Source organism: Pseudodesulfovibrio sp. lm2024, from assembly GCF_051175575.1.
Classification (GTDB): domain Bacteria; phylum Desulfobacterota; class Desulfovibrionia; order Desulfovibrionales; family Desulfovibrionaceae; genus Pseudodesulfovibrio; species Pseudodesulfovibrio caledoniensis.
In genome coordinates this window covers 1639544-1662361 of record NZ_CP195092.1, presented here as the reverse complement: position 1 = coordinate 1662361, position 22818 = coordinate 1639544, and the positions used below count along the sequence as shown (strand labels likewise).

General features: G+C 63.2%; 22 protein-coding genes and 1 tRNA gene. 4 read left to right on the top strand and 19 right to left on the bottom strand.

What is annotated here, in order from left to right; translation table 11 throughout:
* Positions 1 to 14: 14 nt before the first annotated feature.
* Entirely contained in the window at positions 15 to 1064 is a 1050-nt protein-coding gene (locus tag ACR42D_RS07640; RefSeq protein ID WP_484566235.1) for a protein-glutamate methylesterase/protein-glutamine glutaminase, read from the bottom strand.
* A gap of 243 nt (positions 1065 to 1307) precedes the next feature.
* On the opposite strand from ACR42D_RS07640, the gene ACR42D_RS07635 reads away from it, so the two are divergent.
* A tRNA-Pro gene (locus tag ACR42D_RS07635) sits at positions 1308 to 1384 on the top strand.
* Between the two features lie 142 nt (positions 1385 to 1526).
* Here ACR42D_RS07635 and ACR42D_RS07630 read toward each other — a convergent pair.
* Complete coding sequence (locus ACR42D_RS07630) at positions 1527 to 2111, bottom strand: TetR/AcrR family transcriptional regulator (protein ID WP_484566234.1); 585 nt, start codon at positions 2109 to 2111, stop codon at positions 1527 to 1529.
* A 190-nt stretch (positions 2112 to 2301) separates the two neighbouring features.
* On the opposite strand from ACR42D_RS07630, the gene ACR42D_RS07625 reads away from it, so the two are divergent.
* Positions 2302 to 2877: a flavodoxin family protein gene (locus tag ACR42D_RS07625; RefSeq protein ID WP_484566233.1), complete on the top strand. Its 576-nt coding sequence runs from the start codon at positions 2302 to 2304 to the stop codon at positions 2875 to 2877.
* Between the two features lie 200 nt (positions 2878 to 3077).
* Positions 3078 to 4991, top strand: a complete 1914-nt coding sequence (gene speA / locus ACR42D_RS07620) for a biosynthetic arginine decarboxylase (protein WP_484566232.1) — start codon at positions 3078 to 3080, stop codon at positions 4989 to 4991.
* A 159-nt stretch (positions 4992 to 5150) separates the two neighbouring features.
* Here speA and ACR42D_RS07615 read toward each other — a convergent pair whose 3' ends face one another.
* From ACR42D_RS07615 to ACR42D_RS07535, 17 genes are all read right to left on the bottom strand, one after another.
* Positions 5151 to 7265: an FAD-dependent oxidoreductase gene (locus ACR42D_RS07615; protein WP_484566231.1), complete on the bottom strand. Its 2115-nt coding sequence runs from the start codon at positions 7263 to 7265 to the stop codon at positions 5151 to 5153.
* Positions 7266 to 7290: 25 nt separating this feature from the next.
* On the bottom strand, positions 7291 to 7866 hold the full coding sequence (locus ACR42D_RS07610; RefSeq protein WP_484566230.1) for an electron transport complex protein RnfA: 576 nt from the start codon (positions 7864 to 7866) through the stop codon (positions 7291 to 7293).
* Positions 7867 to 7868: 2 nt separating this feature from the next.
* Positions 7869 to 8558, bottom strand: coding sequence for an electron transport complex subunit RsxE (gene rsxE / locus ACR42D_RS07605; RefSeq protein WP_484566229.1), 690 nt, complete (start codon positions 8556 to 8558; stop codon positions 7869 to 7871).
* A 10-nt stretch (positions 8559 to 8568) separates the two neighbouring features.
* A complete protein-coding gene (rnfG, locus tag ACR42D_RS07600) occupies positions 8569 to 9138 on the bottom strand; it encodes an RnfABCDGE type electron transport complex subunit G (protein WP_484566228.1) in 570 nt (189 codons plus the stop codon).
* Between the two features lie 2 nt (positions 9139 to 9140).
* Positions 9141 to 10112, bottom strand: coding sequence for an RnfABCDGE type electron transport complex subunit D (locus ACR42D_RS07595; protein WP_484566227.1), 972 nt, complete (start codon positions 10110 to 10112; stop codon positions 9141 to 9143).
* A 48-nt stretch (positions 10113 to 10160) separates the two neighbouring features.
* Positions 10161 to 11306, bottom strand: a complete 1146-nt coding sequence (locus tag ACR42D_RS07590; protein ID WP_484566226.1) for a 4Fe-4S dicluster domain-containing protein — start codon at positions 11304 to 11306, stop codon at positions 10161 to 10163.
* Positions 11307 to 11309: 3 nt separating this feature from the next.
* Positions 11310 to 11729 carry a cytochrome c3 family protein gene (locus ACR42D_RS07585; protein ID WP_484566225.1) on the bottom strand — a complete coding sequence of 140 codons (420 nt, stop codon included), beginning with the start codon at positions 11727 to 11729 and terminating at the stop codon, positions 11310 to 11312.
* Between the two features lie 378 nt (positions 11730 to 12107).
* A complete protein-coding gene (locus tag ACR42D_RS07580) occupies positions 12108 to 12452 on the bottom strand; it encodes a hypothetical protein (RefSeq protein WP_484566224.1) in 345 nt (114 codons plus the stop codon).
* Between the two features lie 271 nt (positions 12453 to 12723).
* Positions 12724 to 13767, bottom strand: coding sequence for an FUSC family protein (locus ACR42D_RS07575; protein WP_484566223.1), 1044 nt, complete (start codon positions 13765 to 13767; stop codon positions 12724 to 12726).
* A gap of 131 nt (positions 13768 to 13898) precedes the next feature.
* Positions 13899 to 15245 (bottom strand): sigma-54-dependent transcriptional regulator, encoded by a 1347-nt coding sequence (locus ACR42D_RS07570; protein WP_484566222.1) that lies wholly within the window; start codon positions 15243 to 15245, stop codon positions 13899 to 13901.
* Complete coding sequence (locus ACR42D_RS07565; protein WP_484566221.1) at positions 15242 to 16729, bottom strand: PAS domain-containing sensor histidine kinase; 1488 nt, start codon at positions 16727 to 16729, stop codon at positions 15242 to 15244. The genes ACR42D_RS07570 and ACR42D_RS07565 overlap by 4 nt, the downstream gene beginning before the upstream one ends.
* A 133-nt stretch (positions 16730 to 16862) precedes the next feature.
* Entirely contained in the window at positions 16863 to 17549 is a 687-nt protein-coding gene (locus ACR42D_RS07560; protein WP_484566220.1) for a hypothetical protein, read from the bottom strand.
* Between the two features lie 4 nt (positions 17550 to 17553).
* Complete coding sequence (locus ACR42D_RS07555) at positions 17554 to 18831, bottom strand: sulfite exporter TauE/SafE family protein (protein ID WP_484566218.1); 1278 nt, start codon at positions 18829 to 18831, stop codon at positions 17554 to 17556.
* Positions 18832 to 18891: 60 nt separating this feature from the next.
* Entirely contained in the window at positions 18892 to 19275 is a 384-nt protein-coding gene (locus ACR42D_RS07550) for a response regulator (protein WP_484566217.1), read from the bottom strand.
* Complete coding sequence (locus ACR42D_RS07545; RefSeq protein WP_484566216.1) at positions 19272 to 19676, bottom strand: response regulator transcription factor; 405 nt, start codon at positions 19674 to 19676, stop codon at positions 19272 to 19274. The genes ACR42D_RS07550 and ACR42D_RS07545 overlap by 4 nt, the downstream gene beginning before the upstream one ends.
* A 4-nt stretch (positions 19677 to 19680) precedes the next feature.
* Complete coding sequence (locus ACR42D_RS07540; RefSeq protein ID WP_484566215.1) at positions 19681 to 20112, bottom strand: response regulator; 432 nt, start codon at positions 20110 to 20112, stop codon at positions 19681 to 19683.
* Positions 20105 to 21820, bottom strand: a complete 1716-nt coding sequence (locus tag ACR42D_RS07535) for a sensor histidine kinase (RefSeq protein ID WP_484566214.1) — start codon at positions 21818 to 21820, stop codon at positions 20105 to 20107. The genes ACR42D_RS07540 and ACR42D_RS07535 overlap by 8 nt, the downstream gene beginning before the upstream one ends.
* 569 nt (positions 21821 to 22389) lie before the next feature.
* Between ACR42D_RS07535 and ACR42D_RS07530 the strand changes: the two genes are divergently transcribed.
* The gene (locus ACR42D_RS07530; protein ID WP_484566213.1) at positions 22390 to 22758 is read left to right on the top strand and encodes a response regulator; all 369 of its coding nucleotides are present in this window, start codon (positions 22390 to 22392) and stop codon (positions 22756 to 22758) included.
* Positions 22759 to 22818: the final 60 nt, after the last annotated feature.

Below are 22818 nucleotides of genomic sequence, written 5' to 3'. Positions count from 1 at the left end.
TTCGCGGGTCGTTCTTATTTGTATAAATTCGCCATGATGGACTCGGCCATGTCGTCGAGATCCACGATTTCGTCCACCAGGTCCCGTTCCACCACGGCCTTGGGCATGCCGTAGACCACGCAGGTGGAGTCGCTCTGCGCCAGGGCCCGGCCCCCTTTCCCCTTGAGGTCGCGGATTCCCTCGCAGCCGTCGTTGCCCATGCCGGTCAGGATGACCCCGAGTCCACGACGGCCGACCGCTCTGGCCACCGAGCTGATAAGCACGTTGGCCGAGGGTTTGTAAAGGGCGTCCGCAGGCTCGTCCGTGACCACCACGTTGATGTGGCTGACCTTCTGGTCGAGAATGATGTGCCTGCCGCCGGGCGCCACAAAGGCGTGGCCGGGCCGCAGCACGTCGCCGTTCTCGGCCTCCTTGACCTTGATCTGGCTGACGCTGTCCAGCCGGGCCGCGAACGGGCCGGTGAAGGCCGCGGGCATGTGCTGGGCGATGAGGATGCCGGCCGGGAAATCGGCGGGCAGCGAGGACAATATCTTCTGGACCACGGGCGGGCCGCCGGTGGACACGCCGATGGCCACCACGTCGCGGACGGGCCGTCCGCCCGCCCGGGTCGCGATCGCAGGCCGCCGGACCTGGCGCGGCGCGGCTGCACGGGCGGCCACATGGCGCATCTTGCGCGCGGCCACGGTCTTGACCTTGTCGATGAGGTCCCGCTCTATCTTGATGATGTCCAGCGACACCTTGGAAAGCTGCTTGGGAATGAAGTCCACGGCGCCGAGCTCCATGGCCTTCAGGGTGGATTCCGCGCCCTCGGTGGTCAGGGAGCTGACCATGAGCACCGGCCTGGGGCATTCCATCATGATGTGCCTGAGTGCGGTCAGACCGTCCATCTCGGGCATCTCGATGTCCATGGTCACGACATCGGGGTCGAGCTTGCGCACCATCTCCAGGCCGACCCGGCCGTTGCGCGCCACCCCCACCACGGTGATACCGGGGTCCTTGTCGAGCATCGTGCTGATGGCCTTGCGCATGAACGCGGAATCATCAACGACGAGAACTTTGATCACGTAGCCAACTCCTTCAAAAAAAGCCCCATATTCCGTCCCCCACCGCTTCAGGGACCCTTTCAGCCGCTCCGATGGCGGCAACCGCGAGACAATAACCGGCCGCGCGGCGGCGGGATATTATTTTGTCTTGCAATTTCCCATTTTAAGAGGCTTTAGCCCCTTTGTCCACAACCTTGAACTTTCATTGAAATTTTGTCTTGCCTTTTGCTCAGCCGTACGCTAAACACCCCTTCTCACGTGCAACGGGATGTGGCTCAGTCTGGTAGAGCGCTGCGTTCGGGACGCAGAGATCGGAGGTTCAAATCCTCTCATCCCGACCAGAAAAATTAGGCACTTACGAAGATTTTCGTAAGTGCCTTTTCTTTTATCGCCCACGACCGGTCACAGCCTCCTGACGCCGCGCAATTACGAAAGCGCCGAATGACGGCGGGGACATCCGAGAGGCGCGCCCTTTCGCCACCGTCATTCCCCGGCGAAATCCCCTTCCAACAACGCTTCGACCATCCGTACGAGAACCCCCGCCATCTCCCGCCTGCCGGAAGGGAGCGGCGAGGAGATCATGCCGTACCCTTCGTAAAAGGGAATGAGGAAGCTGGCGACCGTGGAGGCGACGACCGGAGTTTTCGCGTAGGGAACGAGCATTTCGACAAGTGCATCCGCATACGCCCTGTAATATTCATGGAGATGATTCTCGACGCTCCTGTTTCTGGCCGCTATCCCCCAGAGCTCCCGGAAGACCTTCGCGATCTCGCTGTCGGCATAGTCCATGCCGTACTCCACAAGAAAGCGGATCGTCTCCAGCCTGCCCTCCGGGCGTCGCTCCGCAAGCGCCGCGTTGAAATGGCCGCTGCATCGCCCGAAGTACTCGCGGATCACCCCCGCGAACAACTCGTCTTTGCTCTTGAAATAATATTGCAGATTCCCCAGCGACATACCGGCTTTCGCAGCGACTTTTCGCATGGACAATCCCTGCTCTCCGCAATCCCGAAGGATATCCAGAGTACAGTCGATGATCAGCGGAATCTTGGGGTTCAGGTTTTCGGACACATGCGGCTCCCTTGCGGACAATGTTGATGCAAACCAATTTGGTCGCTCGACCTAGTGCTGTCAAGTTCCGACAACAGGCACATTGAAACGGGTCTCCGGATTTGTGGTTGACAGATTAGGTCATACGACCTAAATCACAGTTTAGGTCAATCGACCTAGGCTATGCAAATCAAGAAAGCAAGGAGCAATCATGAAAGTTCTCAACATACTGGGAAGCCCGAGAAGAAAAGGAACCAGCAGCCGTATCGCCCGGGCGTTCACCGACGTGATCGAAAAGAACGGGGGCGAGGTGGATTCGTTCCGTCTGAACGAACTGGCGTACAGAGGGTGCCAGGGATGCGAGAAGTGTCATTCCAGGAAGGATCGTTGCGTTCTCAAGGACGACCTGACCCCGGCGCTGGACGCCATGCGGACCGCCGATGCAGTCGTGTTGTCCACGCCGGTTTACTACGGGGACGTTTCCGGCCAGTTCAAGCTGTTCTTCGACCGGACATGGTCCCACGTTGCAGTGAATTATGAGAGCGAATCTCCCTATGCTTCGCGCATCCCGAAAGGGAAAACCGCCATTCTCATCCTCACCCAGGGCGATGTCGAGGAGAGGCATGAAGACGTCGCGGAGCGGTACCGGTCCTTCTGCGATCTCTACGGTTTCAACACCAAGGTGATCCGCGCGACAGGACTCATGGGGCCTGACGCGGACGTCTCCGCCGCACAGGCCCAGGCCGCCGAGCTCGCCGATGAACTGACGGCGAACAGAGCAAGCTAAGTCCTGAACACCTTCCGAGAGAGGCCAAAGCCGGTCGGATCGAAGGTTTCCCGAGAATGAGTTCGCGGCGGCTGACAGCGTTTTTTTGTCTCAATGGGGTGCCGGGCCCATATTCGTGTTGACATTCGGGGACCCCGCCCCTACATGCCGCCGGAACATGCCGGATTTCCCGGTGCCATATTTTGAGGGAGGATATATGAGTGACCCATACACACGAAGGCTGGACCGCTGAACGGTCCGCGGAACTCTACCGCGTCCGGGAATGGGGCGCGGGTTTCTTCGGCGTCTCCGAGAACGGCGACCTCCAGGTAACCGCCACACCCGACGACTTTTCCGGGGCGGTGTCCATCCCCGACATCATCGCCGGAATCCAGGCGCGCGGCCTCGACCTGCCGGTGCTTTTGCGCATTGAGAACCTGCTCGACACGCAGATATCCCTGCTCAACGACAGTTTCATCCAGGCCATGAAGAGCCTGAACTACGGCGGCGCCTACCTCGGCGCGTATCCCATCAAGGTCAACCAGCAGCAACAGGTGGTCGAGGCCGTGACCCGTCACGGCCGCAAGTACCACCATGGGCTGGAGGCCGGGAGCAAGGCCGAACTCATCGCGGCCATGGGCATGCACAGCGACCCCGGGGCCGTGCTCGTGTGCAACGGGTACAAGGACGAGGAATTCGTGGACCTGGCCCTGCACGCCGTGCAGCTCGGCTTCAAGTGCGTGCTGGTCATCGAGATGCCGGGCGAACTGCCGCTGATCATCGAGCGCTCGAAGGCCCTAGGCGTGGAGCCCATCCTCGGCGTGCGCGCCAAACTCGCCTCCCAGGCCACGGGCCAGTGGGCCGAGTCCGGCGGGGACCGCTCCGTCTTCGGGCTCAACGCGGCCCAGATCATCGAGGTCATCGACCGCCTCAAGGAGGCCGGGATGCTCGACAGCCTGCAACTGCTCCACTACCACCTGGGCTCGCAGATCTCGAACATCCGGGAGATCCGCTCGGGCGTGGCCGAGGCCAGCCGCATCTACGCGGGGCTCGCGGCCGAAGGCGCGGGCATGCGCTATCTGGACCTCGGCGGCGGCCTGGCCGTGGACTACGACGGCACTCGGACCAGCCTGGCCAGCAGCCGCAACTACTCGGTCTACGAGTACTGCGCTGACATCATCGAGGGGGTCATGACCGTGCTCGACGAGCAGTCCGTGCCCCACCCGACCATCATCACCGAATCCGGCCGGGCCCTGGTGGCCTTCTATTCCATGCTGCTCTTCAACGTGCTCGACGCCGCCCGGTTCGAACCCGAACCGCTCCCGGAAACACTCCCCGAGGACACCAGCGTCCACATTCGGAACCTGCACGCGACCATGCTCGCCCTGAGCGCGGACAACGTCCAGGAGAGCTTCAACGACGCCCTCTACTACCGGGACGAGGCCCGCCAGGCCTTCAACCAGGGAACCATCTCCTTCCGCGAGCGCGCCCTGGGCGAGAACGTCTTCTGGCAGACCGTGCGCGGCATTGCGGTCCTGGCCCGCGACCTGCCCGTCCTGCCCCTGGAGCTGGAGGGGCTCGCCCGCACCCTGTCGGACATCTACTACTGCAACTTCAGCGTGTTCCAGTCCCTGCCCGACGCCTGGGCCATCGACCAGCTCTTCCCGGTCATGCCCGTGCACCGGCTGGACGAGGAGCCCACCCGCGAGGGCTCCCTGGCCGACATCACCTGCGACTGCGACGGCAAGATAGACCGTTTCATCGACGGGCCGGGCATGAACCGGACCATGCGCCTGCACGCCCTCAAGAGCTCGGAGGAATACTGCCTCGGGGCCTTCCTGGTTGGCGCGTACCAGGAGACCCTGGGCGACCTGCACAACCTGTTCGGCGACACCAACGTGGTCACCATCCGCATCCTGGAGGACGGCAAGTACGAATTCGTGGGCGAGCTGGAAGGCGACACCGTGGAGGACGTCCTCTCCTATGTGGAGTACGACACCAAGGCGTTGCTCACCCGCTTCCGCGAGACCGCCGAGCAGAGCGTGCGCAAGGGGTTGATCACCCCGACCCAGCGCCGCGAGATCCTCCAGGCCTACAAGAACGGCCTGCGGGGATACACCTACCTCGAACGTTAGGCCTCCCCCCTCTCTCCCATACAAACAATGCAGCCCCGGCCACCTTGCGGTGTCCGGGGCTGCGGCTTCATGCGCCTGTCCTTCGGGCGACAGGGGGCGCTATCCTCGAAGGTTTTTGGCGCATCCGAGCCTGTCGGGAGATCGTTCGAGGTTCCGGGCTTACTCCCTGCCCGGTGCGTTGATGACCGTGACGTCATCGTCCAGGGTGTATTCGGCCCCGGCGTCGGCGTCGTAGCAGGTCAGCCCGCAACGCAGGCAGCGGCTCGCCTCTTTGCGAGCCGTTTCATAGGCGATGGAACCGGCCACTTCCTCCTTGAAGGTGTGCCTGCGCTCATCCATGCTGATCAGGGGCTCCTGCACCCTGGGGATGGAATAGGTCACGCGCATGTCCTTGAGGATCGATTCCGGGATGACCTGGACCTGCTGGTTGTCCGGTTCCGGAACGGTCCCCTCGGTCACGTGGAAGTGGATGGCCCGGGCGGCCCGGCGGCCGTCGGCCACCGCCTGAATCAGGATGCTGCGCCCGGTATGAACCTCTCCGCCCACGAACACGTTGGGGATGTCGGTTTGCAACGTGGTCGGGTTGGCGCTGATCCCGCCGGTCTTCTTGTCCTTCTTGAACATCGGCTTGCCTTCGGCGTCCTGCAGCGGGCCGTCGTCCACCAGGCGGTCCGTGGCCGCGATGACGAGGTCGGCCCGGACGAACGCCTTGGTCCCGGACACGGGCTTGGGCTCGCCCACAGGCTTCTCCGGGTTATCATAGGCCAGATCGCAATAGGTCACGCCGCTGACCGCGCCGTTCTCCACCTCGATGGCCAGAGGCGCGGTCATGTATCGAAGGTCCCCGCCGATCTCTACGGCGCGCTGGACCTCTTCCTTGTTGGCGCTCATCTTGCGCTGAATGCACGGCACCAGGGCGACGACCTCGGCACCCAGGCGGGCGGCGGAACGGACCACGTCCATGGCCGTGTTGCTGCCGCCCACGACGACCACGGTCTTGCCGCGCAGGTCGGTGTATTGCCGGCCCACGCCGTGCAGGAACGAGACCGAGTCCAGCACCCCTTCGGCGTCGTCATTGTCGATGCCCAGCGGCGGCACCTTCCATGCGCCCGTGGCGATGAACACCGCCTCGAATCCCTCCTTCTCGAGATCGGCCAGGGTCACATCGCTGCCGAAGGCCACTCCGGTGCGGGTCTCCACGCCGAGATTGAGGATGGTCTGGACTTCCCAGTCCACCACCTTCTTGGGCAGGCGGTACTCGGGGATGACACCGCGCATCATGCCGCCGATGTGCTCGCGCTTCTCGAAGATGACCGGCTCGTGCCCCACGCGCCGCAGGAAGTAGGCGCAGGACAGCCCGGCCGGACCGCCGCCGATGATCGCCACCTTGTGTCCGCTGGGCGGATTGCAGTGCAGGTTCACGCGGGCTCCGTTCTGCATCTCCCAGTCGGCCACGAAGCGGTGCAGGGTATGGATGGCCACGCCCTCGTCCACTATCTTGCGGCGGCAGATGTTTTCGCACGGCGCGGGACAGACCCGGCCCACGGCCAGAGGAAGCGGATTGTGCTCCTTGATGGTGATCAGCGCGCCGCGCATATCGCCCTGCTTGAGCTGCTGGATGTAGCGGCGCACGTTGATCTGGGCCGGGCACTTCTGCATGCACGGGGCCAGGCAGTCGTCGGTCTGGTTGAGGTGCAGGAGCACGCTGGCCACGCTGGAGATGCGGATGGCCCCGGTGGGACACGCTTCGGCGCACTTGCCGCAGGACCGGCAGGCGTTCCAGTCGACCACAGGCAGACCGGCGTCGCTCAGGCGGATGGCGTTGAACCCGCAGACCTTGACGCAGGTGCCGAGCCCGATACAGCCGATGCCGCAGGACTTTTCGCCGCCGTAGAGCAAGGCTTCGGCGCGGCAGTCCTCCACGCCCTTGTAATCGAACAGGAGGTTGGCCCGGGAGCCGCCGCTGCAGATGTTCGTGGCCACCTTGGGCTCCTTGAACTGCGCTTCGGCTCCCATGATCGCGGCGATGCGCGTGGCGGTCTCCATGTTGGCCGCCACGCAGAGTTCAGGGGGTGCGTCGCCGCTGACCACGGCCGCGGCCGCGGCCGAGCAGCCGGGGTATCCGCAGCCGCCGCAGTTGGCGCCGGGCAGACACGCTTCGACGCTGACCACGCGGGGGTCTTCCTCGACGTGGAGTATACGGGCGGCAACCGCCAGGACGGACGCCGCCGTCAACCCCAGAAGAAACAGAACCAGTATGGATGAGGTTACCATATTTGCGTCCTTGAACTTATTTCGGTTAAGCGGCCATGCCCTGGAAAGCCAGGAAGACCAGAGACATAATGCCCGCCGTAACGAGCGCCACCGGGATGCCCCGGAAAACCGAGGGCACCGGGGAGACGTCCAGCCGCTCGCGGATGGACGAGATGATCACCAGGGCGATGAGGAAGCCGATGCCCGAGGCAAGGGAAAAAGCCATGGCCTTCAGGAACGAATAGTTGCTGCGCTGGACCATGATGGCCACGCCCATGACGGCGCAGTTGGTCGTGATCAGCGGCAGAAACAGCCCCAGCGAGGCGTGCAGGGGCGGAATGACCTTCTTCAGGAACAGTTCCACGAACTGGACCAGTGAGGCGATGACCAGGATGAAGACGATGGTCTGAAGATAGCCGATGCCGTACGGCGTCAGCACATAATGCTGCAGGGGCCAGGTGAAGGCCGTGGCCATGAGCATGACGAAGATGACCGCGCCGCCCATGCCGATGGCCACGTCCGTGGATTTGGACGTGCCCATGAACGGGCAGGCACCCAGGTACTGGACCAGAACGATGTTGTTGATGAAGATCGCCGAAACGAACAGCATGAAGTATTCCATGACTACCCTTCCTTCTTGCCCGTGATGCACAGGTTGCAGCCGGCGCAGGAGGCGCAGGCCGCGTTCTGCGGCTCAGTGACCGGTTCACCCTTTCTGCGGCTCTGATACCGGTTGAAGGCGTTCATGCCCGCCAGGATCACGCCCAGGCAGACGAACGCACCGGGCGCCATGACCATGAAGTGGGCGGGCTGGAAGCTCTCCCAGACCACCGGGACACCGAAGACGGTGCCGCTGCCCAGTCCCTCGCGCAGCGCGCCCAGGAACGTCAGGGACAGGGTAAAGCCGAGCCCCATGCCCAGGCCGTCTGCGATGGACGGCAGGACCGCGTTCTTGGAGGCGAACGCTTCGGCGCGGCCCAGGATGATGCAGTTGACCACGATCAGCGGTACGAAGATGCCGAGCTTCTGGTACAACGAATAGGTGTAGGCCTGCATGAGCAGTTCCACGGCCACGACCAGGGAGGCCGCGATGACGATGAAGCTGGCGATACGCACTTTGCCGGGGATGACCTTGCGCAGGGCCGAGATGATCGCGTTGGACAGGGTCAGGACGAACAGCACGGCCACGCCCATGCCCAGCCCGTTCTCGGCCGTGGAGGTCACGGCCAGGGTGGGACACAGGCCCAGCACCACGCGGAACGGCGGCAGCTCGTCCCACAATCCCTTGAGGAATTCCTTCTTGATGGAACTCATATATTGCTCCCTAAGACGCCGGCCAGAGGTCGGCGATTTGCGGCTTGATGTCCTTGTAGACGGTTAAGGCCTTGCGCACCGCGTCCACCGCGCCGGAGGACGAATAGGTCGCCCCGGCCACGGCGTCGATGTCGCCGCCCTTGGAGCTCAGGGCCAGGGTATCGACCTTGTGCCCCTTGAACTGCTTGAGGAAGGCGGGCTTCATGATCCGGGTGCCCACGCCGGGGGTCTCGGTCTGGGTGGTGATGCCGATGCCGATGAGCCGGTCCGCGTCGAGGTCGAAGCCGACCATGACGCCGACATCGCCCGAATATCCGGCGGCGGCGGTCTCGAAGGCCACGCCCACGAGCTTGCCCGCGCGCCTGGCCGGGAACACCGTCACGCCGTCCACGACCTTGCGCTCGGCGATGGGGTCGTTGTCGCACCCCTTGAGCACGGACAGGAGGGCCGGGCCCTGAACGTTGACGAGAACCTGCTGTTCGATCTTATCCTTGGTGGCCCGCTTCAGGTTGACCAGTAAGGTGCCTGATGCCGCGCAGATGAGCGACAGGACCACGATCATATTGATGATTTCACGCATGGCTATCTGACTCCGAAGTACTTGGGACGGAGGCGCTCCAGCAACGGGCTGAGCAGGTTCGCCACCATGATGGCGAACGGCACGCCGTCGGGATACACCCCGTAGGTGCGGATGATCACGACCATGGCCCCGGCGATGAGGCCGAAGACGGTCTGGGGGATCTTGCCCACCGGGCTGGACGCGGTGTCCGGGGCCAGGAAGAACGCCCCGAAAACGGTGCTTCCGGCCAGCAGGTGGAACATGGGATCGGCGTAGGCCGTGGGATCAATGACCCAATAGACGGCGGCCGTACCGGCCACGCCGACAAGAAACCCCACCGGAATGAACAGGCGGATCCAGCGGGTGGCCAGCAGGAAGAGGCCGCCCGCGGTCAGAGCCACGATCTGGGAAGAGCCCAGACCGCCGAGCTGCTGGCCCATGAACAGGTCCATGTAGTCGAACTGGCCGAGGCTGGACACGCCGAAGTGCATGAGCTGATCCACCGGGCTGTTGGCCATGTAGGCCGCCAGGTTCAGGTCGATGTCCATGGCTGCGGGCCAGGAGAACCGGCAGACGGCCCAGGCCACCAGCGGGGCGCAGACCGGGTTGCAGCCGAAGCCGCCGAACACGGTCCGGCCCAGGGCGATGGTCAGCGCGCCGCCGATGACCGCCAGCCACCACGGGGCGGTGGCCGGAAGCAGGAAGGCGAAGAGCACGCCCGCATACAGGGCCGAATAGTTGTCCACGTCCACGTCCCGCTTCTGGAGCAGGAGGCAGGCGGCCTCGGTGAGCACGGCGGCGGTTCCGGCCATGCCCATGACCGCGAAGGCGCGGTAGCCGTACATGACCACCGCCATGACCGCGGCCGGAGCCAGGGCCAGCAGATGGGCCTGCATCATGCCCTGAATGGTCCGCCCGCTGCGCCAGTGAGGCGGCGGCGAGACCGTCAGGCGAAGCGAGATGTCGGACATCGCCTTGAGAATGGGAGGATTCATATCTTGTATCTCTCTTGTGTTGTCGATCTATCTTGATCGGAACCCGGCCTAGGCCTGGGTTCCCTGCCCCTTGGCGCGGATCTGCGCCTTGGCGAAGCGGATGTACTGGAGCAGCGGTCGCCTGGCGAAACAATTGAAGGCGCACAGGCCGCACTCGAAGCAGCTGTTCAGGCCGTACCGCTCGGCTTCCTCGAACCGCTCGTATTCGGCGTAGCGGCTGATGAGATGGGGCAGGACCCGGGCCGGGCACTGCAGAACGCATTCGCCGCAATTCATGCACGCGGCGTCCTGCACCTCGGGGATGGCGTCGGAGGAGGTGATGAACATGCCGTAGTCCTCCTTCTTCACCCCCTGATCGAGGCTGTAGATGGATTCGCCCCTGAACGGCCCGCCCAGGACGATGGTGTCGCCGGGCCCGGCCTTCAGATCGAGGGTCTCCAGGATATGACGTACGGGCGTGCCCACGGGCACCCGGTAGTTGTGGCCGTCGATGGTCATGAAGGTCTCGGTGACAGGCAGTCCGGTCAGGACCACCTTTCCCAGATCAAACAGATCCATGACGTTGATCACCCGGGTATGTTCGGGAAACTCCTTCCCGGTCACGGTACGGACCACCAGGGCGTCCAGGGAATACGGATACTTGGCCCGGATGCCCACGGTTTCAGCTCCCGGGATGGAGACGTCTTCTCCCTTGGGGACGGCCAGGATGGCGCGGCTGGGCGAAAGCAGTTTGCGGGCCATGTCCAATCCGGCGCGCAATTCCTCGCCGCCGTCATGCAGGAGCTGCTGGGCCACGGATACGCCCGGCTCCGGGTTCAGGCCGTTGACCACCAGGACCTCGGCGCTTCCCGTCAGCGGGGACACGTCCACGCCCAGTTCCTGCAAGGTGCGGATGAGCTCCGAGCCCCTGCCCATGGACGCCACGTCCACCGGGGCCACGGTTTCCGCGCCGCCGGAGCATTCCACGGTCAGGCTGTGGTAGTTGACGGCCTTGACCTTGCCGCCCAGGGCCGCATGGCAGGACCCGCCCCCGGGAGACGGATGTTCGGCGACCAGGTCGCCCTTGGACAGCACGCTGCCCTTCTTGGTCTTCAGGACGAGATTGCGCACCGAGATGTTCAGGACCTTGGGCGGCTCCAGGTCGCGGATGGCGTCGGCCGGCTTCTGGTCCAGGGAATAGTGTATCTTAAGCATGGGTTACCTCGCGTGGCACTGGTAGCAGGCGTCTTCCCCGTATGGACCGCCGTTTTCTTCATGGCAGTTCATGCACAGGGAATGGAAGGCCTCGCCACGGGTCGGGATGGATTCGATGTCCGGCCGTTCGTCTTCGGAGAGCGGCCCGGTGGGCACCTCGTCGTGACAACGCAGACAGGCTTCCTTGTCCGGAAACGCCTTGGGGTGTTCGCGGCGGAACGTTTCGTCGAACTCCGCCGGGTGACAGGCTCCGCACGGCAGGTATTTACCGCTCTCCAGGCCGTCATGGTGGCAGTCTGTGCAGTCGGACCCGTAGTCATCCGCGTGGGTGCGGTGTGAAAACACGACACGACCCCCGGTATTGTCCAGGATGATCCGGGCCGGGACTTCCTGCTTTTCCTCCGGGATGGCATAGCCGATCACGGCTCCCACAAAGAGAAGCGCAACGACTGCCGAAATGATAAAGTATCTGTTTCGCAACTGGTCAATCCTCACTCGAATAGCTGTTTCTTTTCCACTTCGGGCCGGCCTGCGCCCGAATTCCGGGGAGGGGCTAGCACGTCCAGATTGATTAATCAATCAGTTCGTTTTTAGCAGAAAACATGCCAGAGGAGGCGGCAATTGCACCAACAGGTAAAATAACCACAATGCGTTAAAATGCTGTACTTTTTATTCGCAAAGGAACCGTTTCAATCGCGCCCGGATCGCGCAATGGCACGAAATCAGGAGGTTTTTCCGGAACGGTAAAATTGCAACCGCTCCTATGGGCGGAATGATCAGGCGAAAATGATTACCATTCTTTCACATGTGATTTTTCGCACAAATAAAATGGCAATTCCATAGGTTAAGCCCTATCGCCGGATAGCCCGCCCTTTCATTGCCGGACAACGCTCCCGCTTTGGCAAAAAAAAATTTGGCAACAAAGAATAGAAAAGACGTTGCAAAAAAAAATTTTGGCGTGGGGCTCATCGGACGTGCATTTTCACGCCTTTTCATGCCGCCCGATGTCCAGGCCGCCTTCCACGGAATGGACAAACACGCCTGGGGCGGAGGCCGTTTTGGCAAGACGAGGCGAATGGAACCGGGCGCGGCCGCGTCCATTTTTTCACAATACTGCGATGAACCGGGGGAAAGCCACTCGGGCACGTCGCGCCGCCGCACTCTCCCAGCCGGGAATACGCATCTTCAAAACCAAGAGGCCTGCGACTGGTGGGTGCAGTAAAATGAAGGCGCGCGGAACCGGTTCCGCGCGCCTCTTCGAGTCCGTTGCCCCGACGGGCCTATTGGGCTGCCCTGGCCTGCCCGCTGACGTCCTGATAGGACGGCTTCGCATTCCACAGGGGGACGAACAGGAATTCACCGCCATCCAAGGGCAGGGCCGAGAAGCGGCCCTCTTCGAGGTCCGCTCCCGGCCGCGTCAGCGCGGCATCTGCGGCTTGTTCAGGACCACCAGGAGAAATTCGCCGAGGTGCTGGGCGGTGTTGATGAAACTCATGACCTGGAAGTAGCGACGCACCTCGAACCGTTCGATGACGCCCTGCTCGCGCAGCTCGATGAACCGCTGCTCCACCGCGTCCACGGCCCGGGCCAGGGGATGGGGATCATACTTGACCCCCCTGCCGATGTTGCGCAGGGCCACGGCCATGTGCTTGGCCAGGAGCGTGAGTTCCGGGGCCATGATGATGTCGAAGCCGTCGCCCTCCACCTCGTTGAGCAGGCTGGGCGTGGACTGCAGCCGTTCCACCACGGAGTTGAGCGTGTTGACCTGCAGGGCGAGCAGATCCATGTCGTCGCGGAACACGCGCCGTTCGGTGGAGTATATTTTGTTGTAGAGCTCCCGGTTGGCCTGGACCTCGCGGGCCAGGTCGAAGAACAGGTCCGGGTCGGTCTTGCGCTGGCGATGCAGGAAGTTGTCCATGAGCAGCAGGAGGTTGTCCGCCACCTGGTCGTACTGTTTGCACAGGCGGTCGAGCAGGACCGAGGTGGTCCGGTTGGGCCAGACCGCCACCGAGACCACAAAGGCGCAGAGCACGCCCACGCCGATCTCGGCCACCCGGAACAGGGAGTATTCGATGCGGTGCTCCGCGCCCAGGCTGGACAGAAAGACAATGGCCATGGTTATGGCCGCCATGCGGTAGCGCGCGTCGTAGCGGGTCAGGTAGGCGCAGATGCCCGTGCCCACGAACACGGCGATGAGCGTATAGAAATGGGTGGGCGGGAAGATGATGATCATCAGGATGCCCATGCCCGCGCCGATGGCCGTGCCGGTGAACCGGTACAGGCACATCTGGATGGAGTCGGCCACGTGCATCTGCATGACGATGACCGTGGTGATGACCGCCCAGTACCCGTAGGGCAGGCCGATCAACTCCGCCCCGACGTAGGCCAGGACGCTGGCCAGCCCGACCTTCATGCCGTGCCGGACGTGATTGCTGATGTATTTTTCCGTGTTGAAAGACATGGTGCGCCTTGAATATGGTTGTGCGTTGAACCATACCCTACTGTGCGTACAGGTCAACGCCGTCCGGCCCTGTCGCACAAGGACCGGTCCGGGTCAACTCCTAAGATTCACCACCGGGCGGCCGGGACGGGCTATTCGCCCTGCTTGGCCATCCCTTCGAAGCGCTTGAGTTTTTCCCGCAGGGTCTTGCGGTTGATGCCGAGAATCTCGGCCGCGCGGGTCTTGTTGTCCCCGGTCATGACCAGGACGTTGCGGATGTGCTCAAGCTCCACTTCCTCCAGGGTCCTGTTGACGCTGCCCTCGCGCGGCAGGCTGAAGCGCATGGCCTCGGGCAGGTCCGTGATCTCGATGGTGTCGTGGTCCACGATGACCACCAGCCGCTGGATCAGGTTCTCCAGCTCACGGACGTTGCCGGGCCAGTCGAAACGGCGCATGGCATGCAGGGCCTCGTCCGAGATGGTCGGCGGCTCGCGGTGCATGGCCCTGGAGAACTCGGCCAGGAAGTGATTGATGAGCACGAGGATGTCGTCCCCGCGCTCGGACAGGGGCGGCACGTTGATGTCGATGACGTTGATCCGGTAGAACAGGTCCTCGCGGAAGGAACCCTCGGCGACCATGCGCCGCAGGTCCTTGTGGGTGGCGGCCAGGATGCGCACGTCCACGGTCTTGACGATGCTCGAACCCACCTTGCAGAACTCCTTGGACTGGATGACCCGCAACAGCTTGGCCTGCATGGTCGGACTGGCGTCGCCGATCTCGTCCAGGAAGATGGACCCGCCGTTGGCGACCTCGAAGAAGCCCGCCCTGGACTCCTTGGCCCCGGTGAAGGCACCCTTGACGTGGCCGAACAGTTCGCTCTCCACCAGGCTGTCCGGGATGGCCGTGCAATTGACCGGCACGAACGACGCGGTCCGCCGGTCGCTGTTGTAGTGCACGGCCCGGGCCACCAGTTCCTTGCCGGTGCCGGACTCGCCGTTGATGAGCACGTTGGCGTCCGAGGCCGCGGCCTTGCCGATGCGCTGGAAGACCAGCTCCATCTCCGGGGCGTTGCCGATGATCCCGAAATTGTCCGGCGGGGTGTCGGCCGAGGCCAGGACCCGCCTGCGCTGCAGCCGTTCCACGATGCGCCCCACCGACGAGAGCAGCTCATCGGTGGTGAACGGCTTGGCCAGATACTCCCCCGCCCCGTCCTTGATGGCCTCCACCGCGCCCGGGATGGACGGGTAGCCGGTTATCATCATGATCTCAACGTCCGGCAGGTTGGCCCGCACGTGCTTGATCAGGTCCAGGCCCGAGGCGGCGGGCATGCGGTAGTCGGTGATGACCAGGTCGATGACCAGGTCCTCGAGCAGGGCCACGGCCTCGTCCACCCGGCCGCAGGTGAAGACCTCGTAGCCAGCGGGCACGAGATTGCGCTTGAGCACCTCCAGGGTCGACTTGCTGTCGTCCACCGCGAGAATGCGGACAGTCCTGCTCATGGCTCATCCTCCGGATCGCGCAGATGGCAGGGAAAGGCGACCTCCACCCTGGTCCCCCCGTCCGGCGAGCTTTCCACCTGAATGAATCCCCCGTGGGCCTTGACGATGCCGTGTATCACGGACAACCCCAGGCCGGACCCCTTGTCCACGTCCTTGGTGGTGAAGAACGGGGTGAAGATCATCTTGAGCACGTCCGGGGTCATCCCCGGGCCGGTGTCCTCCACCACCAGGTAGGCGTCGCTGTCGAGCCCGATGGTGCGGATGGTCACGGTGCCGCCGTCGGCCATGGCCTGGATGGCGTTGACCACCAGGTTGACCACCACCTGCTTCATGTGCTGCGGATCGGCCAGAATTTTTGGCAGGGACCGGTCGTACTCCCGGACGATCTCGATGTCGCCGCGCCGGGCCCCGGACTCGGTGATGCGCAGGGCCTGCTCCACCGTGTCGTTGAAGTCGATGAACGCGGGCTGGGGCGGCAGCTGGCGGCCGAAAAACATAAGCTTGCGGATGATCTCGCGGGCGTGCAGGGAGGACTCCACGATGTTGTTCAGGTCCGTGGCCACCTGCTCGGGCAGGTCCGGGGTCTGCAGGGCCAGCTCGGCGAACCCGAGGATGTTGGCCAGGGGTTCGTTGATCTCGTGGGCCACCCCGGCCGAGAACTGGCCGATCTTGGCCAGCCGGTCGGACTGCCGCAGCTGGCGCTCCAGCTCCTGCTTGGCCAGCCGGGTCTCCCGCTTGGAGACCAGGATGACCACCTGCTGGACCACGGTGGTGAACAGGTCCCTTTCGTCCTCCAGAAAACCGGGCCGGGCCGCGTCGTTGCGCACGGCCACCGACAGCGATCCCCGCTTCTCGTTGTTGATCACCAGGTCCGACTTGAGCATGTGGTCGCTCTCCTCGAAGCCCGGCGTCTCGTAAATCTTGTGCCCGATGCGCAGCCGGGCGTAGGTCATCTCGGGGTTCTGGAAGGCCGCCGGGAGCAGCTCCACCACCTGGGTCAGGAGGTCGTCCATGGTCCGGTGGATCTCGCCCATGAGCTGGCTCAGGGAGTAAAGGCAGCTGAGCTCCTTGTTGCGCTCCATGAGCGTGAACCGCTCGCGCAACAACCCCTTCTCGCGCAGGACCAGGTCGGTCACGTCCTGGCCCACGCACAAGAGGCTGACGATCTCGCCGTTGGAGTCGGTCAGCGGCTTGAGGTTCCAGTTGACGTAGACCGTGTCCCCGTCCTTGGCCCGGATGCGCCCGGCAAAGGCGGTCACGCCCTTTTCATGGACGCTTTCGAGCAGCGCGCGCCGGGCCATGTCCCGCTCGTCCCTGGGAATGAAGACCTCGAACCAGTCGCGGCCCGCCAGTTCCTGGACATGGTACCCGGAGAGGTGCTCCAGCTCGGAGTTGCCGTGGATGATCCCCCCGTCCAGATCGAGCGTGACCACGATGCCGTGGGTCAGCTCCATGACGGTGTCGTAATAATTCTGGAGATTCATGCACGCTTCCTCATCTGAAGAAAATACAATCATTTCGGACAGGAGTAAATCCCTTCATGGTTGGGGCACGGTCCGGCGGCCGGGGGAGGACGCCGGACCGTGCAGGGCTAGGGTATGATGCGCATTCCGAGACTTAGTGACTGAGCTTGAGTCCCCATCCCTCGAAGAGGAACAGGATGGCGAACCCGTACCACAGGGTATAGAGCACGTAGAAGACCAGGGAGAATATGACCAGCCCGATGTCGTCCGTTATGCTCTGGGCCTCGACGCCGAAGTAATTGTAGGAGGCCTCCACCGACTTGGTCTGGACCGTGTCCACGGCCTTGGCCGCCGCGAACTCCTTCTGGTTGCCCAGGGCCTTGTTCATCAGCTTGTAGGATGTCCACCAGTTGTACAGGACGCGGCGGGGCTCGATGCCGTACTTGGCCTGGATGGCCTCGCCGTCGTTGTCATACATGACCTGGGCGTCGTCCAGGCTGCTCTTCAGGAGCGCGCCCAGGGAGCCCGCCAGATGCAGGGACTTGCCCTCGGCCGTGGCCTGCGCCCCGGCCTTGATGAACATCTCCGCCGACTGGGCGGCCTGGGCCTCTGTGCCGTAGTTCAGGGTCACGTCGATGGCCTTGTCGTTAAACTTCTCCATGTCGGCCTTCAACTGCGAGGAGTAGTTGATGGACCCCTTGGAGATGGAGTTGTAGAGGTTGTCCAGGAACTGCATGCCGTTGTGCCCGTGGTATATGGGCTGGAACATCATGAACAACACCGCGAAAAACACCACCAGCAGGGCTGCCCCGCCGTAGAATTCCTTCTTGTTGTAGATCATGGCCTTAGGCCTCCTTTCTCTTGAGCTTGGAAATGTTCATCAGGAAGGTCCCCACCACCCAGACGGAGAATCCGCCGATGACGATGAAGAACGCCCAGATGCCGATGGTGTTGAGCACGGCCCCCATGCCGGGGGAGAGCGAGATGATGTCCATATCGGCCAGCTTGCTCGGCAGAGCGAAGATCCGGTTCATGAAACCGGCCAGCACGGCCATGGCGTAGAAGCCCCGGATGGTGATGCCGGGCACGATCTTGGTCACCAGCGCGCCGATCTGGATGCCCAGCAGCGAACCGATGAGCATGCCCATGGCCAGGGTGTAGAAGATGAAGCCGTAGATGGCGTACTGGGTGATGGACGCAAACCCCGCCGTGAACACGATCTGGAAGATGTCGGTGCCCACCGTGGTCATGGAGGAGACGCCGAGCACGTAGACGAAGATCGGGAAGGTCAGAAAGCCGCCGCCCACGCCCATGATGCCCGCCGCCAGGCCGACCAGCGCGCCGGACAGGACCAGGAATATCCAGGAGATCTGGCGGCCACCGGCGACCAGGTCCTGGTCGAACTTGATCATGGGCGGGCACTTGACGTCCTGCAGGTTGCGACAGATGGCCCCGAGTTCGGCCCCTTCCCCGCCGCCGTGGGCGTCGCCGCCCTTGTCCGCCTTGCGCGAGCGCAAAAAGTCGGCCAGGGCGTAGAAGCCCAGGAAGCCGAGCATCAGCGAATAGACGGTGGTGATGAAGGCGTCGCTCAGGATCGGGTTGATCTCGTAGAGCACGCGGTTGATGATGCCGCCCGCCGTGGCCCCGAGCACGGCCCCGACCAGGAAGACCACGGCCAGGGACACGGACACGTTGCCAAGCTTGCGGTGGATGACGCTGCCCATGATCGCCTTGGCGAAGATGTGGAACAGGTCGGTGCCCACGGCCAGGATGCCCTTGATGCCCGCGGACATGAGCGCCGGGGCGATGATGAAGCCGCCGCCCGCGCCGATGCAGCCGGTGATGAGCCCCGCGCCCACGCCGATGGCGATGGAAACCATGAAGATGCCCAGGCTGTAGAATGCCGGGCTGTAGGCCTTCTTGCCGCCGAGCAGCTGCGGCAGGGCCGGGCCGATGTCGTCGGCAAAGGCCACGCCGATCAGAATGATGGGAATGATCATCAGCCCGATGAGCAGCAGCTTCTTGCGGCTGCTCACTATGGACTTGGCGTTGTCGATCTCCCACTGGGCAAGGGCTCCGGCCCCGGCCATCATGAATCTACCCCATTGGCTGAAAAATCGCATGATTATCCTCGCTTCCTCTTGTTTTGTTCAACCCGTCCGAAGCACCCACCCTCGGGCCGATCACTTCGAATTGCTTCTTTTTCTCATGGCCGCATCTTCGATCTTGCGAACCAGTTCCTCCACATCCGCCGGCTTCATGAGGTAATCGAACGCCCCCATGGCCAGACTGGAAATGACAATGTCCGTGTCGGCGTGGGCGGTCAGCATGACCACCTCCACTTCCGGGTGCCGCCGCTTGATGGCGCTCAGGGTCTTGATGCCGTCCATGCCCGCCATCATGATGTCGAGCAGGACCACGTCAAAGGACCATTGGTCCATGATCTCGAGGGCCTGGGCCCCGCCGCCCACGGCCGCAACGGACAGCCCCCTGCGGTCCAGCCGCTTGGCCAGGGCATCGGTGTACCCGCCCTCGTCGTCGATGAGCAGCACCCTCACGCCGTTCACGCCCGCACCCTCCCGACGCTCAGTTCCAGCGCCTTGTCGAGCAGCCTGTCGAACTCCACGGGCTTGGAGAGATAGTCCACCGCGCCGAGCTTGATGCACTCTTCACGAGCCTCTTCGCTGCCGTGGCCGGTCAGCATGAGCACCGGCATATCCGGGGCCATCAGCCTGAAGACCTTCAGAATCTCGATCCCGTTCATGCCCTGGAGCTTGAGGTCCACGATGGCCACGTCGAACTCCTCGCGGCGCAGCAGCTGGACCGCCTCGTCGCCGCTCTCCGCCGAGGCCGCATCCACGCCCCGGCGGCGCATGCGCTTGCACAGGACCTCGGCGAACCCGGTCTCATCGTCCACGATGAGCAGGCGCACGTCCCGGCCGTCGGCGGTGTCCCTGGCCCTGTCCACGCCGCTACCCCATGCGCCCGGCGATGTCGCTGAGCCGGGCCTCGACCGCCTCTTCCTCGTGCTCGCTCTTGAGCTCGACGGCCTCGGCGATCTTCTGGTTCAGGTCCTCGAAGCTGCACGGCTTCATCAGGTAGTCGAAGGCCCCGTGCTGGATGCCCTCCACCGCCGAGGGGACCGTGGCGTGGCCGGTCAGCATGATGACCTCGACCAGGGGGTAGGCCTCCTTGATCTCCTGCAGGACGACCAGGCCGTCCTTGCCGGGCATCTTCATGTCCAGGATGACCACCTGGATGTTCGGGTGCTCCGCCAACCGGACCATGGCCTCGTCACCGTCAAAGGCTTGGAAAACGGTCATGTTGCGCTTTTCGAGCCGCTTGGCCATGGTCTCGACGAACCCGCGCTCGTCGTCCACGATCAAAACAGTGGCATCAGTCATGTCGAATCTCCTGTCGCGTTTCAGGTTGCCGTGCGGGCTGCGGGGCGGGCAGACGGATGGTGAACCGCGTGCCGCTGCCCACTGCGCTTTCCACGTCTATCTCTCCACCCATCTGGTGGATTATTCCGAAACATATGGACAATCCCAGGCCGCTCCCCTTGCCCACCGGCTTGGTGGTGAAGAATGGATCGAAGATACGGCTCAGGTTGGCCGCCGGGATGCCGGGGCCGGTGTCGGCCACGGTGATGGCCGCCTGGCCGTCCGCCATGGCGCAGCCGATGGACAGCTTGCCGCCGTCGGGCTCCATGGCCTGGATGGCGTTGTTGACCAGGTTCAGCAGGACCTGCTGCAGTTCGGTGGCCGAGGCCGTGATGCGCGGCATGGACTCGTCCAGGTCCAGGTCGAACTCCACCTGGGCGAAACGGGCCTGCTGCATGGAAATATCGACTACCTCGCGGATGAATTCGGGCACCGACATTTCGGTCGCCCTGGAGTCGCTCTGCCGGGCGAAGGAGAGCAGCTTGTGGGTGATGTCCTTGCACCGCCGCCCCTGGTTGCCCACCTGGGTCAGGGCCCGTTGGATCTCCCCGTAGGACGGCAGCTCGCGCCCCTCGTCCTCCATGAGGTCGCTGACCCAGCCCGCTTCCTCGATCATGATGGCCACCGGATTGTTGATTTCGTGGGCGATGCCTGCGGCCAGCTCGCCGATGGCGGCCAGCTTGCCGGTCTCCACGATCTGCTTGCTCATCAGCTCGGACTCCTGGTCGATGGCCTGGAAGCGGACCACGAGCTTGCGGGAGATGAGCAGGGCCATGGCCACGATGGCCAGCCCGCCGATGAGAAAGATGCCCAGGGTGACGAGTTCGGTGCGGGTCATGGCCGAAAAGGCGTCCGAGGTCTTCTGCTGGTAGACCAGCTGCCACTCCCCGCCCTTGATGGGCGAAGTCACCGTGACGTAGGTGTCGCCCTCGCGGTCCACCGACTCGAAGATGGACACCCCGGCCAGGGAGCCGGAGCGTCCGAGCTGGCGGCGCGGGGTCAGTTCCAGATCCTGGTTGCGCTCGTCCTTGGGCCGGGTCTGATACACGCCCCGGCTGTTCAGGATGTAGGCGAATCCGGTCTCGCCGATGCGGATGTTCTGGACCAGGTAGCTGAAGGCCAGGAAGTCAATGGTCGCGCGCAGGGTCCAGCGCTCTTCGCCCCTCCCCTGGCTGACGGAAACGATGAAGTGGGGGGACTGGCGCAACCCCTCGAAGACGTCGCTGATGATGGCGTCGCTCTCCTTGGAGTTGCGGAACCAGTCCGCCCCGGAATAGTCCGCGCCCAGAAGGCTGAACGGACCGGCATAGGCCACCTGGCGGCCCCGGCTGTCGACCACGCCCAGGTCGACGAAGATGCGGCCGTACTGCTGCTGCATCGTGCGCAGGGCCTGGTCCAGGTGGTTCGAGGTGGTCAGGTAGTCGAAAGAGGAGGTCCGGCTGACGTATTGGACCTCGGTGAGCTTGTCCCGCAGAAAGGTGTTGATGTCGGCCGCGTGCTTGTCCACGACCTCGGCCAGGTGGGCGAAGACCTTTTCGGTGTATATGGAGCGGAACTGGTGGAAGATGAGCCCGCCCACCAGGATGAGCGGCGCGAAAGACACCGTGATGACCGTCAGCGACAGGTTGCGCGACAGGTTGTCGTAGGATGACTTCTTTTCAGGATGCATGGCCCCGCTCTCGGTCGCAGTCCCGGGCCACCTGCCCGATACCCAATACCTCTGCCTGTGCTGCCATGAGCAATCCGTGTGCCACGGCCTTGGTTCGGCCGGAGGATTGCCCGCTCCCTATTTATTGCCGTTACATGCCTAAATACTTAACCTTATGTACTCCATCTCTGCGTCGGCACCCGATCTGAATTGACTATCGGCAACAGGTGAAAACGTCCTGTCACCCCCTCTACAACGCCCAAAACGGTACCTTTTGCCCCAGTGGTACAAAAGGTGCCAATGGCGGAATTCTACCCGCAAGGCCCTGCCACAGGGCACGATCAAGATCTCCATACCATATAGTGGGTAAAAATGTCCCGCTCTAAGCGACATTCCCCTGAATAGCCTTAAAATATTATTTCGCGGCTCTGGGATATTCTGGTGGTTCCTTCCGAACCATGTTGCCACAATATGCTTATTTCATTGCTTTTATCCAGAACTCGACAAACGGAGAAAAAAGTATCAAGACGTGTTGCGTTTTTAGCCGCTGGCATGTTCATTGTAAGAAGCACCACAGGAGAGACTACGCCATGACCGCACCCATCCACATACTGCTCGTCGACGACGAGGCCGCCTTTGTCGACGCCCTGGCCAAGCGGCTGGGACATCTCGGGGCGAGCGTGCGTACGGCGGAGGGCGGAGTCGACGCCTACGCCATCCTGGAATCCGAGCCCGTGGACGTGGTCCTGCTGGACATGCACATGCCCGACCTGAACGGCCTGGAGACGCTGAAGATCATCCGCAAGAACTTCCCGGCCACCGAGGTCATCCTGCTCACCGGCGAGGGGGACATGACCCGACACATGCAGTCTCTGGAGGCCGGCGCCTTCGACTTCCTGCTCAAGCCCGTGCCCCTGGAACGGTTGTGGAAGCGCATCATGGAGGCCGCCGGACGGTAGCGGGAAGCCCGGGCCGCGCCATTTTGCGGTGGCGTAATCCGCGCCGTTTCACTAGAATGG